The sequence below is a fragment of the Acidovorax sp. Root219 genome (assembly GCF_001428665.1).
Classification (GTDB): Bacteria; Pseudomonadota; Gammaproteobacteria; order Burkholderiales; family Burkholderiaceae_C; genus Acidovorax.
In genome coordinates, this window is record NZ_LMIJ01000004.1 from 119022 (window position 1) to 134404 (window position 15383).

General features: G+C 65.5%; 20 protein-coding genes and 1 tRNA gene. 4 read left to right on the forward strand and 17 right to left on the reverse strand.

Features of this window, described 5'->3' with window-relative positions; genetic code table 11:
- The first annotated feature begins 15 nt into the window (after positions 1 to 15).
- Positions 16 to 315, forward strand: a complete 300-nt coding sequence (locus ASE28_RS05000; RefSeq protein ID WP_057205002.1) for a hypothetical protein — start codon at positions 16 to 18, stop codon at positions 313 to 315.
- A 56-nt stretch (positions 316 to 371) separates the two neighbouring features.
- On the opposite strand, the gene ASE28_RS05005 is transcribed toward ASE28_RS05000, so the two are convergent.
- The 6 genes from ASE28_RS05005 to petA form a co-directional block, all read right to left on the reverse strand.
- Positions 372 to 447, reverse strand: a tRNA-Thr gene (locus tag ASE28_RS05005).
- A 61-nt stretch (positions 448 to 508) separates the two neighbouring features.
- Positions 509 to 1048: a ClpXP protease specificity-enhancing factor gene (locus ASE28_RS05010; RefSeq protein WP_057205238.1), complete on the reverse strand. Its 540-nt coding sequence runs from the start codon at positions 1046 to 1048 to the stop codon at positions 509 to 511.
- Positions 1049 to 1089: 41 nt separating this feature from the next.
- The gene (locus tag ASE28_RS05015) at positions 1090 to 1701 is read right to left on the reverse strand and encodes a glutathione S-transferase N-terminal domain-containing protein (protein ID WP_007854512.1); all 612 of its coding nucleotides are present in this window, start codon (positions 1699 to 1701) and stop codon (positions 1090 to 1092) included.
- 104 nt (positions 1702 to 1805) lie between these two features.
- A complete protein-coding gene (locus ASE28_RS05020; protein WP_057205004.1) occupies positions 1806 to 2561 on the reverse strand; it encodes a cytochrome c1 in 756 nt (251 codons plus the stop codon).
- A gap of 16 nt (positions 2562 to 2577) precedes the next feature.
- Positions 2578 to 3993, reverse strand: a complete 1416-nt coding sequence (locus ASE28_RS05025; RefSeq protein ID WP_057265148.1) for a cytochrome bc complex cytochrome b subunit — start codon at positions 3991 to 3993, stop codon at positions 2578 to 2580.
- Positions 3994 to 4005: 12 nt separating this feature from the next.
- Complete coding sequence (gene petA / locus ASE28_RS05030; protein ID WP_057205009.1) at positions 4006 to 4602, reverse strand: ubiquinol-cytochrome c reductase iron-sulfur subunit; 597 nt, start codon at positions 4600 to 4602, stop codon at positions 4006 to 4008.
- 145 nt (positions 4603 to 4747) lie between these two features.
- Here petA and mscL point away from each other — a divergent pair, with 145 nt between their 5' ends.
- Positions 4748 to 5185 carry a large conductance mechanosensitive channel protein MscL gene (mscL, locus tag ASE28_RS05035; RefSeq protein WP_057205012.1) on the forward strand — a complete coding sequence of 146 codons (438 nt, stop codon included), beginning with the start codon at positions 4748 to 4750 and terminating at the stop codon, positions 5183 to 5185.
- A gap of 12 nt (positions 5186 to 5197) precedes the next feature.
- Here mscL and pdxA read toward each other — a convergent pair whose 3' ends face one another.
- Together pdxA and ASE28_RS05045 are read right to left on the reverse strand one after the other, a co-directional pair.
- Complete coding sequence (gene pdxA / locus ASE28_RS05040; protein WP_057205015.1) at positions 5198 to 6229, reverse strand: 4-hydroxythreonine-4-phosphate dehydrogenase PdxA; 1032 nt, start codon at positions 6227 to 6229, stop codon at positions 5198 to 5200.
- On the reverse strand, positions 6226 to 6984 hold the full coding sequence (locus tag ASE28_RS05045) for a Nif3-like dinuclear metal center hexameric protein (RefSeq protein ID WP_057265150.1): 759 nt from the start codon (positions 6982 to 6984) through the stop codon (positions 6226 to 6228). Before ASE28_RS05045 ends, pdxA begins: the two co-directional genes overlap by 4 nt.
- Positions 6985 to 7123: 139 nt before the next feature.
- Here ASE28_RS05045 and ASE28_RS05050 point away from each other — a divergent pair, with 139 nt between their 5' ends.
- The gene (locus tag ASE28_RS05050) at positions 7124 to 8284 is read left to right on the forward strand and encodes a S1C family serine protease (RefSeq protein ID WP_057265151.1); all 1161 of its coding nucleotides are present in this window, start codon (positions 7124 to 7126) and stop codon (positions 8282 to 8284) included.
- A gap of 132 nt (positions 8285 to 8416) precedes the next feature.
- Here the strand turns inward: ASE28_RS05050 and tatC are convergent, their stop codons facing one another.
- The 9 genes from tatC to ASE28_RS05095 all read right to left on the reverse strand — a co-directional run bounded on the left by tatC (position 8417) and on the right by ASE28_RS05095 (position 14522).
- Entirely contained in the window at positions 8417 to 9217 is an 801-nt protein-coding gene (gene tatC, locus ASE28_RS05055; RefSeq protein ID WP_057205022.1) for a twin-arginine translocase subunit TatC, read from the reverse strand.
- Between the two features lie 62 nt (positions 9218 to 9279).
- Complete coding sequence (tatB, locus tag ASE28_RS05060; RefSeq protein ID WP_057205025.1) at positions 9280 to 9741, reverse strand: Sec-independent protein translocase protein TatB; 462 nt, start codon at positions 9739 to 9741, stop codon at positions 9280 to 9282.
- A gap of 22 nt (positions 9742 to 9763) precedes the next feature.
- Positions 9764 to 10006, reverse strand: coding sequence for a Sec-independent protein translocase subunit TatA (gene tatA / locus ASE28_RS05065; RefSeq protein WP_057205028.1), 243 nt, complete (start codon positions 10004 to 10006; stop codon positions 9764 to 9766).
- A 106-nt stretch (positions 10007 to 10112) separates the two neighbouring features.
- On the reverse strand, positions 10113 to 10469 hold the full coding sequence (locus tag ASE28_RS05070; protein ID WP_057265297.1) for a histidine triad nucleotide-binding protein: 357 nt from the start codon (positions 10467 to 10469) through the stop codon (positions 10113 to 10115).
- Positions 10470 to 10510: 41 nt separating this feature from the next.
- Positions 10511 to 11551 (reverse strand): patatin-like phospholipase family protein, encoded by a 1041-nt coding sequence (locus ASE28_RS05075; protein ID WP_057265153.1) that lies wholly within the window; start codon positions 11549 to 11551, stop codon positions 10511 to 10513.
- Positions 11544 to 11930, reverse strand: coding sequence for a hypothetical protein (locus ASE28_RS05080; RefSeq protein WP_057205033.1), 387 nt, complete (start codon positions 11928 to 11930; stop codon positions 11544 to 11546). The genes ASE28_RS05075 and ASE28_RS05080 overlap by 8 nt, the downstream gene beginning before the upstream one ends.
- Positions 11927 to 12304: a phosphoribosyl-ATP diphosphatase gene (locus ASE28_RS05085; RefSeq protein ID WP_057265158.1), complete on the reverse strand. Its 378-nt coding sequence runs from the start codon at positions 12302 to 12304 to the stop codon at positions 11927 to 11929. The genes ASE28_RS05080 and ASE28_RS05085 overlap by 4 nt, the downstream gene beginning before the upstream one ends.
- Positions 12305 to 12311: 7 nt before the next feature.
- Positions 12312 to 12710: a phosphoribosyl-AMP cyclohydrolase gene (gene hisI / locus ASE28_RS05090; protein WP_186457775.1), complete on the reverse strand. Its 399-nt coding sequence runs from the start codon at positions 12708 to 12710 to the stop codon at positions 12312 to 12314.
- Between the two features lie 120 nt (positions 12711 to 12830).
- The gene (locus tag ASE28_RS05095) at positions 12831 to 14522 is read right to left on the reverse strand and encodes an RCC1 repeat-containing protein (RefSeq protein WP_082607909.1); all 1692 of its coding nucleotides are present in this window, start codon (positions 14520 to 14522) and stop codon (positions 12831 to 12833) included.
- A gap of 162 nt (positions 14523 to 14684) precedes the next feature.
- On the opposite strand from ASE28_RS05095, the gene ASE28_RS05100 reads away from it, so the two are divergent.
- Positions 14685 to 15374 (forward strand): response regulator transcription factor, encoded by a 690-nt coding sequence (locus ASE28_RS05100; protein WP_057205040.1) that lies wholly within the window; start codon positions 14685 to 14687, stop codon positions 15372 to 15374.
- Positions 15375 to 15383 lie beyond the last annotated feature (9 nt).

Below are 15383 nucleotides of genomic sequence, written 5' to 3' on the forward strand. Positions count from 1 at the left end.
CACCGGCGCATCCCCATGACCCGCCGCCACCACGCCGTCACCCTGCAGCAAGCCAGCGCGGAATCTCCCACGCTGCACATGCTCACCGCATTGACACGCGACTCCAGCGAACGGCTCAAGGCCATTGAATTGTTGATACCTGCCGGCCTGCGCCAGTCCGTCCAGGCCGGGCCCATCGATGGGTCCACCTGGTGCCTGCTGGTCAAGAGCAATGCCGCCGCGGCCAAGATCCGGCAACTGCTGCCTGCATTGCAGGCGCACTTGCGCAGCCGGGGGTGGGAGGTTAACTCCATTCGGCTGAAAGTTCAAACCTGAAAAACAGGCGATAGGCCTGACAGGTGCAGCGAATGGACGAAAAAAGAGGCGAAAGATGGTGCCGGTTATCGGAATCGAACTGATGACCTACCGCTTACAAGGCGGGTGCTCTACCAACTGAGCTAAACCGGCGAAGGCTGGATTTTATCCTGCAAAAACAACCCGAAAATGAACCGGGAAGGTGTGCGCTGGCTTATTTCACCCGCTTGAGCGCGGGGCGGCCACCGCCAGCGGGCGAAGGACGCGGCGGGTTGCCGTCTCCACCATCGGCGGCTGGGGACTCCCCTGGCACCAGATGCACCACCCGGTCGTCCGCAGGCGACGCCGACGGCACGGCCATCGGCACCTGGGACAACTCGGCGGGAGCCGAGGACGGCAGGATCTGTGGCTGGGCACCGCCCGCCAGGTTGTCCACCGGCGGGGGAAACGCCATGCCCTGCCCGTTCTCGCGAGCGTAGATCGCGATCACCCGACCCACAGGCACCAGGATCTCGCGCGGCTTGCCGCCAAAACGGGCCTTGAACTCGATGAAGTCATTGCCCAGCTGCAGCGAACTGGTGGCGTCGTAACTGATGTTCAGCACGATCTCGCCATCGTTCACATACTCGCGCGGCACCTGCACGGAATCGTCCACGCGCACCGCTACGTAGGGCGTGAGCCCGTTGTCCGTGCACCACTCATAGAGGGCGCGGATCAGGTAGGGGCGTGTGGACGTGGATTCCGTGGCATTCATGGGCAAATGGCGATCAAGGACAGGCTAGGGACGCACGCGCATTACTTGCGCATGACCTTTTCGGAGGGCGTCAGCGCTTCGATGTAGGCGGGGCGCGAGAAGATGCGCTCGGCGTACTTGAGCAGCGGGGCGGCATTCTTGCTCAGGTCGATGCCATAGTAGTCCAGGCGCCACAGCAGCGGGGCAATGGCCACGTCCAGCATGGAGAAGTTGTCGCCCAGCATGTACTTGTTCTTGAGGAACACGGGGGCCAGCTGCGTCAGGCGGTCGCGGATGTGGGCCCGCGCCTTTTCCAGCGCCTTCTCGTTGCCCTTGGTCGCACGCGACTCCAGGATGTTCACGTGCACGAACAGTTCCTTCTCGAAGTTGAGCAGGAACAGGCGCACGCGGGCACGGTCCACCGGGTCGCCGGGCATCAGCTGCGGGTGCGGGAAGCGCTCGTCGATGTACTCGTTGATGATGTTCGACTCGTACAGGATCAGGTCGCGCTCGACCAGGATGGGCACCTGGCCGTAGGGGTTCATCACGCTGATGTCTTCGGGCTTGTTGTACAGGTCCACATCGCGGATTTCGAAGTCCATGCCCTTTTCGAACAGGACAAAGCGGCAGCGGTGGGAGAAGGGACAGGTCGTTCCCGAGTAAAGCACCATCATGGTGGGAGGCTCCTAAAAATCAAAAGAGTGGGGGCTAAAAGCACCCACTCTGTAAAGACCCCGCCCCATCCCGGCAAAGGGGTGGGGCATATGGATCTGGCGTGTTATTTGACGTCTTTCCAGAACGACGCGTTCAGTCTCCAGGCAATGACTGTGAACACACCCAGGAAGAGCAGCACCCAGACACCGACACGGATGCGGGTGTTCTGCGCGGGCTCACCCATCCATTGCAGGTAGTTCACGAGATCGCCGATATTCTGTTCGAACTGCAAAGGCGTCACCGTTCCAGGGGTCACCTGCTGCCAGCCCTTGAAGACCTGGGTCTTGTGGCCATGGCTTTCGTGCTCCTCGAAGACCGGGCGGCGGTCGCCCTGCATTTCCCACAGCACGTGGGGCATGCCGACGCTCGGGAAAGCCAGGTTGTTCCAACCCGTGGCCTTGGTCTCGTCGCGGTAGAAAGTGCGCAGGAAGGTGTACAGGTAATCGGCACCGGTGCCGCCATGGCCGGCACGCGAACGCGCGATCACGGTCAGGTCGGGCGGATTGGCGCCGAACCACTCCTTGGCCTGCTTGGGATCGATGGACGCCTTCATGGTCTCGCCGACCTTGTCGGTCGCGAACAACAGGTTGTCCTTGATCTCCTGCTCGGTCAGGCCGATGTCGCGCAGGCGGTTGTAGCGCATGAACGCCGCCGAATGGCAGCTCAGGCAGTAGTTGACGAAGATCTTGGCACCGTTCTGCAGCGATGCGAGGTCATTGGTCTTGTTGGGCGCCTTGTCCCATGCAATGCCGCCTTCGGCGGCCTGCGCACCCGAAACAATGCCCAGGGCTGCGATCAGCGTGAGGATGAGTTTCTTCATTGTTCTTGTCTCCCGCTCAGTGCGCGGCAAAGGTCACACGGTCAGGCACCGGCTTGGACGTGCCCAGGCGGCTCCACCAGGGCATCAGGATGAAGAAGCCGAAGTAGAACAAGGTACCCACCTGCGACACGCGCTCACCGATGGCCGATGGCGGCTGCACGCCCAGGTAACCCAGGATCAGGAAGTTGATCACGAAGATGCCGTACAGGTACTTGTGCCAGTCGGGACGGTAGCGGATCGACTTGACCGGGCTGTAGTCCAGCCATGGCAGAAAGAACAGGATGATCACGGCACCGCCCATCACCACCACACCCCAGAACTTGGCGTCGATGGCCAGCATCAGCGCGGCGACCACCAGGGAGGCCACCACGGCACCGGCCTTGATGAAGCTTGGCAGCTTGAGCTTGACCGAAGCCAGCACGGCACCGCCCACCACGCACAGGATCAGCGCATACATCATCTCGCTGGTGATGGCACGCAGCATCGAGTAGAACGGCGTGAAGTACCAGACCGGCGCAATATGCGCAGGCGTCTTCAGCGGATCTGCCGGGATGAAGTTGTTGTATTCGAGGAAGTAGCCGCCGAACTCGGGGGCGAAAAAGATCACCGCCGTGAAGGCCATCAGGAACACGCCGACACCGAAGATGTCATGCACCGTGTAGTAAGGGTGGAAGGGCACGCCATCCAGGGGCTTGCCATTGGCATCCTTGGGCGCCTTGGGGCCCTTGATCTCCACGCCGTCGGGGTTGTTCGAGCCCACATCGTGCAGCGCCAGCAAGTGGGCGACCACCAGGCCCAGCAGCACCAGCGGCACCGCGATCACGTGGAAGCTGAAGAAGCGGTTCAGCGTGGCATCGCCCACCACGTAGTCGCCACGGATCAGCAGCGCCAGGTCGGGGCCGACAAAAGGAATCGCGGCGAACAGGTTCACGATCACCTGGGCGCCCCAGTACGACATCTGGCCCCATGGCAGCAGGTATCCCATGAAGGCCTCGGCCATCAGGCACAGGAAGATCGCACAGCCGAACACCCACACCAGCTCACGCGGCTTGCGGTAGCTGCCGTAGATGAGCCCGCGGAACATGTGGAGATAGACCACCACGAAGAAGGCCGAGGCCCCTGTGGAGTGCATGTAGCGGATCAGCCAGCCCCAGGGCACATCGCGCATGATGTACTCGACCGACTCGAAGGCCTTTGCCGCATCGGGCTTGTAATGCATCACCAGGAAGATCCCGGTGACGATCTGGATCACCAGCACCAAGAGCGACAGCGAGCCGAAGATGTACCAGAAGTTGAAGTTCTTCGGAGCGTAGTACTCCGACATGTGCACGCGGTAGGCATCAAACGCGGTCGGAAACCGGTTCTCGAACCAGTTGGTGACCTTCGCGCCTGCCGAGGCGTTGGGGGAGAGTTCCTTGAATTCGTGGGCCATTTTTTATTTCCCTCAAGCCTTGTCTTCACCGATCAGGAGGCGGGTCTCCGACAGGTACATGTGGGGAGGCACTTCCAGGTTATCGGGAGCCGGCTTGTTCTTGAAGACACGGCCCGCCATGTCGAACGTGGAGCCGTGGCAGGGGCACAGGAAACCGCCCTTCCAGTCGTCGGGCAGCGAGGCCTGTGCACCGGTCTGGAACTTGTCCGACGGCGAGCACCCCAGGTGCGAGCAGATGCCCACAGCCACCAGGATTTCGGGCTTGATGGAACGGCCTTCGTTGCGGGCATATTCGGGCGTCAGCTCTGAGGGCTTGCGCTCGGACTTGGGATCCGCCAGTTGACCATCGAGCTTGGGCAGTTCGGCGAGCTGCTCCGGCGTGCGCTTGACGATCCAGACAGGCTTGCCACGCCACTCCACGGTGACTTTTTCTCCGGGCTTGAGCGCGGAGATGTCCACCTCGACGGCCGCACCTGCAGCCTTGGCCCGCTCGGAAGGCTGGAAGGTACTCACGAAAGGAACGGCGGTTGCCACGCCGCCCACCGCACCAGCACAGCCGGACGCAATCAGCCACGTCCGCTTGCTGGAGTCGATTGGGGTGTCACTCATGGGGATCCTCGATGTACATCGCTATTGGGGTCAACCGCGAATTGTAGCGGAGTGAAAAGGGTCATTGCAGGCGGACAGTCCGCCTTGACAGGGCACAGACCTGGGCAATACTCGGCTTCTTGTCTATTATCAAGAGGGGTTATCCATGGGCATTGCACAAGAGTTCCGGGAATTTGCGGTCAAGGGCAACGTGATCGACCTTGCCGTGGGGGTCATCATCGGCGGCGCCTTCGGCAAGATCGTGGATTCAGTCGTGTCCGACCTGATCCTGCCCGTGGTGGGGCTGGTGTTTGGCAAGCTCGATTTCTCCAACCTGTTCATCGTGCTGGGCAACGTGCCAGCCGGCACGGCCATGACGCTCGACGCCCTGAAAAAGGCCGGGGTGCCGGTGTTCGCCTACGGCAACTTCATCACCGTGGCGGTGAACTTCATCATCCTCGCGTTCATCATCTTCATGATGATCAAGCAGATCAACCGCTTGAAGCGCGAAACCCCGGCCGCACCCGCTGCGCCCGCCGCACCGCCCGAAGACATCGCACTGCTGCGCGAAATCCGCGACAGCCTGAAAAACCGGCAGCCCTGACCGGCCCTGGCGCTACCGCGCCAGCTGCCGCGCCATGCGCACGGCCTCCACCAGACTGGAGGCATCCGCGATGCCCTGGCCGGCGATGTCGAAGGCCGTGCCGTGGTCCGGGCTGGTGCGCACCAGCGGCAGGCCCAGGGTCACGTTCACGCCCTTGTCCACGCCCAGGTACTTCACCGGGATCAGGCCCTGGTCGTGGTACATGGCCACCACCACATCGAATTCGCCCGGGTGGCCAGGGGCGTGGCGCGCGCGCATGAACACCGTATCGGGCGCGAAGGGGCCATGCACATCCATGCCCTGCGCCCTGGCTGCGGCAATCGCCGGGGCGATGGTGTCCATCTCCTCGCGGCCGAACAGGCCACCCTCCCCCGCGTGCGGGTTGAGCCCCGCCACGCCGATGCGCGGCGCACGGCCCAGGGTGCGCCGCAGGGCCGCATGGGTGATCTGCAGCGTCTGCGCCACGTTGGCAGGTGTCACGGCCTCGATCGCATCGCGCAGCGAAACGTGGATGCTGACCAGCACCGTACGCAGTTCGTCGCTGGCCAGCATCATGCGCACCGGCATGGCAGCCAAAGGCACGCCCTGGTGCCGGGCGGACTCGGCCTGCAACAGCTCGGTATGGCCGGGGTAGTCCACACCGGCGGCCGACATCGCCTCCTTGTGCAGGGGGGCCGTCACCAGCGCCGCCACTTCGCCGCGCAGCGCAGCACGCGCCGCCCACACCACGCAGTCCGCCGCGGCGCGACCGGCCTCGGCGCCTATCTGCCCCCAGGGCTGCGGCCCCGGCAGGCCTGGCAACGGCAACACCGGCACACAACGCGCCAGCGCCTGCAGGGCCTGCGCCGGTGTATCGATTACCGCCACCGGCAGGGACGGCATGCCAGGGCGCTCGATGCATTGCGCAGCACGGCGCAGCGTGGCCACGTCACCCACTACGAAGCAGCCGCACAGGTCGTGCGGCGCATCGCGAAAAGCCTTGGCAATGATTTCGGGGCCGATTCCGGAGGGATCGCCCTGGGTAATGGCGATGGCGGTGCTCATGCGGGGTTGTCCACCTCGATGAAGACATGCTCCACACCCGCCTGCTGCGCCACATGCGCGGCCACCGCCGGGGCGCCGTAGCGCTCCGTCGCATGGTGCCCCGCCGCAATGAAACAGACACCCGTCTCACGCGCCAGATGGGCCTGGGGTTCGGAGATCTCGCCCGTGATGAAGGCATCGGCCCCGGCGGCAATGGCCGGCTCGAAATAGCCCTGCGCCCCGCCCGTGCACCAGGCCACGCGGCGGATGGGCCGCTGTAGGGTTCCTTCAGGCTGCACCAGGGTCACGGCACGGCCCAGAGCGCTGGCCACATGGTCGGCCAGGGCCTGGCCATCGGCAAACTGCGCGCTGGCCACACAGCCCAGTTCCTGCTCGCCAAAGCGCGCATCGGCCGCCAGGCCCAGCACGCGGCCCAGCTGCGCGTTGTTGCCCAGTTCAGGGTGGGCATCGAGCGGCAGGTGGTAGGCAAAGAGGTTGATATCGTGCGCCAGCAGCAGTTGCAGGCGCTGCTTCATCCAGCCCACCACACGGCCGTCCTGCCCACGCCAGAACAGGCCGTGGTGCACGAAGATCGCGTCCGCACGCGCATCGATGGCGGCTTCGATCAGCGCGCGGCTGGCCGTGACGCCGCTCACGATGCGGGCGATGTCTGCCTTGCCCTCCACCTGCAGGCCATTGGGGCCGTAGTCCTTGAAACGCGCGGGCTGCAGCAGCGCATCGAACGCCTGCAGAAGTTGGGGCCGGGAAATGCTCATGCGCCTATTGTCGCGCGGGTGCGCCGCCCCAGATCGTCACGGACGGCACGCATGGAGGACAATGTCAGCCCGGCACAGGCTGCACGCCCGTACCGCGAACGCCCCCGATCATTTTCCAGGCCCTCCCTCTCCGAACCCCATGAAGCGACTCTGGCTGCTGTTTTCCCAGACCGTGACAGTGCTTGTCGCGGCGTATTTTGTAGTGGCCACCCTGCAGCCCGACTGGCTGCGGCGTGGTACCACCCGATCCGGGGCAGGCATCGCCCTCATCGAAGCACCCGCCAACACCGCCGCCGCCGGCCAGCCAGCCGCCGGCAGCTTCAGTGCTGCGGCGCGCAAGGCGGCGCCAGCCGTGGTGAGCATCAACACCAGCAAGGCCGTGCGCCACCCGCGCAGCAATGACCCCTGGTTCCAGTTCTTCTTTGGCGACCAAGGCAACAACAGCCAGCAGCAGCAGGCCGGCCTGGGCAGCGGGGTAATCATCAGCCCCGATGGCTACATCCTCACCAACAACCATGTGGTGGAAGGCGCCGACGAAATCGAGGTCACCCTCACCGACAGCCGACGCGCCCGCGCACGCGTGATCGGCACCGACCCCGACACCGATCTGGCCATCCTCAGGATCGAGCTCGACAAGCTGCCCGTGATCGTGCTGGGCAACTCGGACGCCCTGGACGTGGGCGACCAGGTGCTGGCCATCGGCAACCCCTTCGGCGTGGGCCAGACGGTGACCAGCGGCATCGTCAGCGCCTTGGGCCGCTCCCAGCTCGGGATCAACACCTTCGAGAACTTCATCCAGACCGACGCGGCCATCAACCCCGGCAACTCCGGTGGGGCCCTGGTGGACGTCAATGGCAACCTCATGGGCATCAACACTGCCATCTACTCCCGCTCGGGCGGCAGCATGGGCATCGGCTTTGCCATCCCGGTCTCCACCGCGCGCCTGGTGCTGGACGGCATCGTCAAGGACGGCCAGGTCACGCGCGGCTGGATCGGCGTGGAGCCCAACGAGCTCTCGCCCGAGCTGGCCGAGACCTTTGGCGTGAAGGCCTCCGAGGGCGTCATCATCACCGGCGTGCTGCAGGACGGCCCCGCCGCCCAGGCCGGCATGCGTCCTGGCGACGTGATCGTGAAGGTGGATGGCAAGAACGTGGGCAATGTCTCCGAACTGCTCACCGCCGTGGCGGCCCTCAAGCCCGGAGTGGCCGCCCCCTTCAACGTGAAGCGCGCCGATGCCCTGGTGGAACTGAACATCACCCCGGGCCTGCGCCCCCGGCCGCAGCGCAACGTGAAGAGATAAGCCCCTGGCCTGGCAAATCCTGAATGCCGTTTCTGGAAGCGCCTTTCGCTGGCAGCCCCATGAAAAAAGCAACAGGCGCTTCGAGCGGCAGTTGCTTTTTTTTGCCCTCAGGGGCTGCAGTTGGGTTTCTGGTCAGGAAGACGACGAGGATGCAGCTTCGTCGGCATCTTCCGGGGCCTTGGTGTGCTTGATGAAGATCTGCGCGGCCCAGATGCCCACCTCGTACAGGATGCACATGGGCACGGCCAGCGCGAGCTGCGAGACCACGTCCGGTGGCGTCACGATGGCCGCCACGACAAAGGCCCCCACTACGAAGTAGCCGCGAAAGCTTTTGAGCTTTTCCACGCTGACGATGTTCATGCGGGCCAGCACCACCACCGCGATAGGCACCTCGAATGCCATGCCGAAGGCCAGGAACATCGAGAGCACGAAGCTCAGGTAGGCCTCGATGTCAGGCGCGGCCGTGATGCTCTTGGGCGCAAAGCTCTGGATGAAGGCAAACACCTGCCCGAACACGAAGTAGTAGCAGAACGCCACGCCGATGAAGAACAGCAGCGTGCTGGACACCACCAGCGGCAGCACCAGCTTCTTCTCGTGCGAGTACAGGCCCGGCGCCACGAAGGCCCAGACCTGCCACAGCACGACGGGCAGCGCCAGCAGGAAGGCCGACATCAACAATATCTTGAGCGGCACCATGAAGGGCGAGATCACCGAGGTGGCGATCAGCGTGGCGCCCTTGGGCAGGTGGGCCACCAGGGGCGCCGCCAGGAAGTCATAGAGCGCGCCAGGGCCGGGAAAGAAGAACAGGATTGCCGCCGCGATAGCGATGGCAATGATGGCCTTGACCAGCCGGTCGCGCAGCTCCATCAGGTGCTGCACAAACGGCTGCTCGGTACCGGCCAGCTCGTCTTCTTTGGGGGGAGTTTCGGACATGTTGGATTTTCAGGGGCGTGGGGGCCGCCCATGCAGCGCGCACCAAAGGCTGCGCGGCATCGTCAATGGAATTTCTGGGGCCGGTACCGGGCGACGCGCGCCGCGCCGGACTGCGCCTTGGTGCGCACCCCGCTGCGCGACTTGTACCACTGGGGCGTGGCGCCACGCTTGAGGCGCCAGTTCTTGCCGGGATTCTTGTAGGCGGGCACCACCACCGAAGTCTCGAAGGGCTCGGGGGTGCTCATGTCCGTCGCTGCAGCCCAGTCCTTTTCGAACTCGCTGGCACCGGTCTGGATGGACTGCTGCACGTCGCGTGCGGCGCCTTCCACCGTGTCCTTCATCTTGCGCAGCTCGTCGAGCTCCATGGACCGGTTGACCTCGGACTTGACGTCGGCCACGTAGCGCTGTGCCTTGCCCAGCAAGGTGCCCACCGTGCGGGCCACGCGCGGCAGCTTTTCGGGGCCGATGACGATCAGCGCCACGGCGCCGATCAGCGCCATCTTGGACAGGCCAATATCAATCATGAAGCAGGTGTCCGCTCAGCGGTCAGCTCTTTTGCTTGGCTTCGACATCGATGGTGGTCTTGTCGGCCGCCTGGCTGCTGGTCACCTGGCCAGCGGGGGGATTGACAGCACCGCTGTCGGCCGTGGAACCGTCCTTCATGCCGTCCTTGAAGCCCTTGACGGCGCCTCCGAGGTCGGAGCCCATGTTCTTGAGCTTCTTGGTGCCGAACACCATGACGACGATCAGCAGCACGATCAGCCAGTGCCAGATGGAAAAAGAGCCCATGGAATATCTCCTAACGAATTGCAATCATTTTAGACCCCGGCCGTGACCGAAGTTCACACCCCCTGTCGCGAACCAGGGGTCTATCGGCCCCGGACGTCAGCCAGGGTCAGCCTTTGAGCCAAGGGCGGGGACCGCCCATCACGTGGATGTGCAGGTGGTGGATTTCCTGGCCGCCTTCAAGCCCCGTGTTTACCACGATGCGAAAGCCGCCTTCCGGGTAGGGGTTGCAGCCCTGCTCCTGGGCCAGCTTCGGCGCCAGCGCCATCATGCGCCCCAGCACCCCGGCATCCGCCTCGGTGACCTGGGCCATGGAAGGGATATGCACCTTGGGCACCATCAGGAAGTGCACTGGGGCCCACGGATGGATGTCATGGAAGACGAACATGTCATCGTCCTCATGGACCTTCTTCGATGGAATCTGGCCCGCGATGATTTTGCAGAAAAGGCAGTTCGGATCGTACATGGTGAGAAAAAAGGCGGTGTTGTCGTTGCCAGGCGGCACATTCACGCATTGTCTGCGATCTTGATGCTCGGGCGCACGCCCACGTCCTTGCGGTGGGCCTTCATCCAGCTTTTACCCGCCTGGCGCCCCAGCTCGAACAGCTGGCGCACGAAGGCGGTGTCGGCACGTGCCTTGCTGTCCGCACCCAAGGGTGCGAGCACCGCGCCCCCGTCGATGCGGTGCATCAGCACGTTCTTGTAGCGGCGCGCGTCGAGCTTGCCCTCGGCCAGCAGCCGGCGCACGAACTCGATGGCGCGCAGCTCGGCCAGCAGGCTGGCGTTGAAGGTGACCTCGTTCATACGCTCCACGATTTCATGCGCGCTGTCGGGTACGGAGAGGTGCTCGATCGGGTTGATCTGCACCAGCAGGATGTCCGAGGTTTGGGTCTGGTAGATCAGCGGGTGCAGCGCCGGGTTGCCCGAATATCCACCGTCCCAGTAGTGCTCGCCATCGATCTCCACCGCCTTGAACACCATGGGCAGGCAGGCCGAGGCCATCACGGCGTCGGCACTCAGCCGCGGGCCCGAGAAGATCTCACCGCGCCCCGTGCGCACGTTGGTCGCGCACACGAACACCTGCGGCACCACGCTCTCGATGCTGGAACGGGCCGAGCACAGCAGGCCAAAATCCACCTCGCGCTCCAGTAATTGGCGCAAGGGATTGAACCCGAGCGGGTTGGTCTGGTAGGGCGATAGCCACTGGGCCATCATGCCCACCAGCGGGTTGGCTGCCGACAGCGGCGTGCCCCAGGTCAGGCTGCCCAGAGACCCCACGCCCTCCCACAGCCGGGTGAGCGACGCGCGTGCCAGGGCGCAGCCGGCCTGGCGCGCCTCTTCGGGGTCCTTGTGGGCCTGCGCCGCCTGGGCAAAGCCATGGGCCAGGGCCACGGCGTTCATCGCGCCGGCGCTGGTGCCGCTGATGCCGTCGATCTGCCAGCGCCCGTCTTCCAGCAAGGCATCGAGCACGCCCCAGGTCAGCGCGCCGTGCGAGCCCCCGCCCTGCAACGCCAGGTTCAGGCGCCGCAGCGCAGGCGGTTCAGCCATCCACCGCCTGGTTCTTGCTCATGGCCAGCATGCCGCGCACGATGCGGTACAGGAACCACAGCGAGATGATGCCCCAGGCGATCCAGCCGGGCAGCAGGAACAGCAGCCACAGCGGCGCAGTCACCGCGTACAGCGCGCCGGCCCAGAGGACGGAGCGGATGCGCCAGGAAAAATGGTTCTCCTGCCAGGTGCCCTGGGCATCGCCGCGCTTGACCAGGTCGAGCACCAGGGCGATCACCAGCAGCAACGCGCTGGCCTGCGTGCCCGGCAACACGGCGCCCAGGGCCACGATCAGGTGCAGCGCATAGCTGATCCAGCCGATGTTCTTGAGGCTTTCGGCCTTCTGGTCATTGGTTCGCACGTCGATGATGTCGCTCATGGGGATCCTTCTTCGTGGGCTGCACGCGCAACGGCCTTGCGCAGGGCTTTCTCCTCGATGCCGCTGGTACCCTCGCGGCGCTCCAGCTCGGCGATCACGTCGGCGGGCGTCAGGCCATAGTGGGCCAGCGCGATCATGGAGTGGAACCACAGGTCGGCCACCTCGTAGACCAGCTTGCTGGCATGGGCCCCATGGTCCACGTCCTTGGCGGCCATGACCACCTCGGTGGCCTCTTCGCCGATCTTCTTGAGAAAGGCATCAGGCCCCTTGTGCAGCAGGCGCGAGACGTAGCTCTTCTCGGGGTCGCCCCCGTTGGCGGGTTTGCGGCTTTCGATGACGGCCGCCAGGCGCGCCAGGGAGTCATTGGAACTCATGGTCTTGTTACTTGTAGATGGATTCGGGGTCTTTCAAGACCGGATCGACGGCTTTCCATGCACCGTCCCTGAGCACGCTGAAGAAACAGCTGTGTCGGCCCGTGTGGCAGGCGATGCCGGGCTCGTGGCCCAACTGGGTCACCTTGAGCAGCACCACGTCGTTGTCGCAGTCCAGGCGGATCTCGTGCACCGTCTGCACGTGGCCCGACTCCTCGCCCTTGAACCACAGCTTGCCGCGCGAGCGGCTGAAATACACGGCGCGGCCGAGTTCTGCGGTCTTTTCCAGCGCCTCGCGGTTCATCCACGCAAACATCAGCACGTCGCCCGTGCCCTGCTCCTGCGCGATCACGGGCACCAGGCCCTGCGCATCCCATTTCACTTCGTTGAGCCAGTTCATGGCCCGGATTGTCGGCGATTTGAATGACCGACCCCAGGCAGGGCATTGCACGGGCCTCCCGACGCAAGCGGTCCACGCCCGCCCGCACGGATGCGGGCGAAGGCGTGGACCGCGTGGAGGCAGGACCGCTCAGCGCAGTGTCAGCACGTTGGAGAAGCGCCCCGCGCGCAGCATCTCGTTCACGGCGGCCTGGGAATTCACCCCGAGGCCATAGCCCAGGAAGATGCTGCTGCCGACCAGCGCACTCAGGTCCATGCCGTTGATGTTGAGGATGGGCGCCGACACCGGCAGCGCCCCCACGTACAGCGCAGCGGTCGCGAAGGGGTTGTAGGGCACGAAGGTCGACTGCGCCCCGTCCAGCATGAGCACGCGGCCATCCGCCAGCGCCAGAACCACGAAGATCGCGCCCGGCTGGCCCGCGTGCGCCGCAGGCAGGGTCACGCCGGCCCGGGCCGTCAGGTTGTTCAGCGGGCCGCTCTGGGCGGTGCTGAAGGCGGGCTCGGTGCCCGGCGCGGGCGTGCCGGTGCCAGGGCCACCGGTTCCCGGAGTCCCTGGATTGCCGGTGTTGCCAGGGTTGCTGCTGTTGTCCACCCCGGCGTTGAGCGCGATGCGCGTGGGCGTGCTCACGACGCCGTTGGAGGTGGTGACCCCGTTGCCCAGCACACCTCCGTCGGTGCGGCCCCAGGTGTAGACCGCGCCATCGGGCATGAGCGCCGCCGCAGCGAAGGCGCCCGTGAAGACGTACGACACCGGGCCGGGCAGGCCCTGCACCCGCACCGGGCCCGCCTTGGCGTTGGCCGGCACCGAATCCCACTTGGTGGAGGCCGTCGTGCCGTCGCCCAGCAGGCCATTGCTGCCCTGGCCGCAGGCAAACACGCTGCCGGCCCCGTCGACGAACAGCGCGGAGCCCCCGCCTGCAGCGATCTGGCGCAGGTTGGCCAGGTTCTTGATGGTGTAGGGCTGGGCCGCCGTCTGCGCGTTCTCCTGGCCGCAGGTCAGCATGCCGCTGTTGGTGTCGCCCCAGGCCAGCGCCTGGCCGTTCTTGATGCCGTAGTACAGACCGGCCGCGTTGCCCGTGGCCGTCGCGTCAATGAAGGCCAGACCCGTGGGCTTGAGCGCCGTCACGCCCAGGGGATCCGTGGCGGCCGCCACCGCCTGGATGGGGTTGTCGCGCACGGCGTTGCTGCCCCAGCCGATCAGGCTGCCGTCCTGGCGGCGGCCGATCATTTGCGTGCCTGTCACCGCCAGCTGCACGATGCCGGTGGCGCCGGCAACGGGCTGCGGCTGGCCCCGCTGCTGCGGCCCACCGGGGCCCAGGCCCAGGTTGCCGTAGCCATTGTCGTAACCCCAGGCCCAGATCTGGCCATTGCTGTCCGTGGCATAGAGCGAATAGCCGTTGGTGGCGGCGAGCACCGAGACGATGCCCGACAGGCCAGGCACCTGGACGGGCTCGTAGCGGAACTGCCCGCCCGAGGTGTTGGAGCCGATCAGCCCGTCGGAGACATTGCCCCAGACCCAGACGCTGCCGTCGCGCTTCACGGCTGCGGACAGTTGTCCCCCGGCGGTCAGGGCCACCACCTCCGTGCCCAGCGATGCGATCTTCGCGGGCGCGGGGTTGTTGCGGTCGGCCTGGCCACGGCCCAATTGCCCCGAGTCCCCGCGCCCCCAGGAGGTGACGCTGCCGTCGGCGTTGAGCAGAAGCATGTGGTAGTCGCCGATGACGACATGCGGAATGGCGGCCAGCGCCGGACAGGCCAGCCCGGCCAGGGAGCCGGCCAGCACGAGGGCCCGGCGCAAGAACCTGTTCAAGGAATCAGACATGGAGCAACTCCTGCGAGCAGTGAAGGTGCATGGATTCTTCCGCCACGCGCCGCGCCCGTCTGTCCCTCGAACACGGGACAAAACGGTTCATATGCAAGCAGCTGTGACAGCAGGCCGCGCGTATCATGAAATCCACCGCCGAGCTTCCAAGGCCCGCCCCCCATGTCCGCTTTGCTCTCCGTGCTCGTGATCGAGGACGACCCCCCGTTCAGGCAGCGCCTGTGCGACAGCATTGCCGCCGCGCCCGACCTGCGCCTGGTGGGTGCCGCCGGTGACGCGGCCTCGGGCCTGGCCCTGCTGGCCCGGCACCAGCCCCAGGTGCTGCTGCTGGACCTGGGCCTGCCCGACCTCAACGGCATCGAGGTGATCGCGCGCAGCGCGGGCATTGCGCCCCATTGCGAGGTGGTGGTGGTCACCGTGTTCGGCGACGAGGCCCATGTCATGCAGGCACTGGCAGCCGGCGCCACGGGCTACGTGCTCAAGGACACACCGGCCCTGGACCTGGCCGAGATGGTGCGCGCCGTGCACGCAGGCGGCAGCCCCATCAGCCCCGTGATCGCCCGGCGCCTGCTGACCCGGCTGGCCCCTGCGGGCAGCTCGCGCCAGCGCCCGCAGGCCAGCCCGCCGGATACCGTCGCCAGCGAGGCCGACGCGGGCCTACTCAGCGACCGCGAATGCGAGATGCTTGGCCTGGCCGCCAAGGGCTACAGCTACCGCGAGATCGCACAGATGATGGGCGTGACCCAGCAGACCGTGCTCACCTACGTCAAGCGCAGCTACCGCAAGCTGCAGGTGCACTCCCGCTCCGAGGCGGTCTACGAAGCCCGCAAGCGCGGGCTGATGGGCGACTGACGGCCCCAG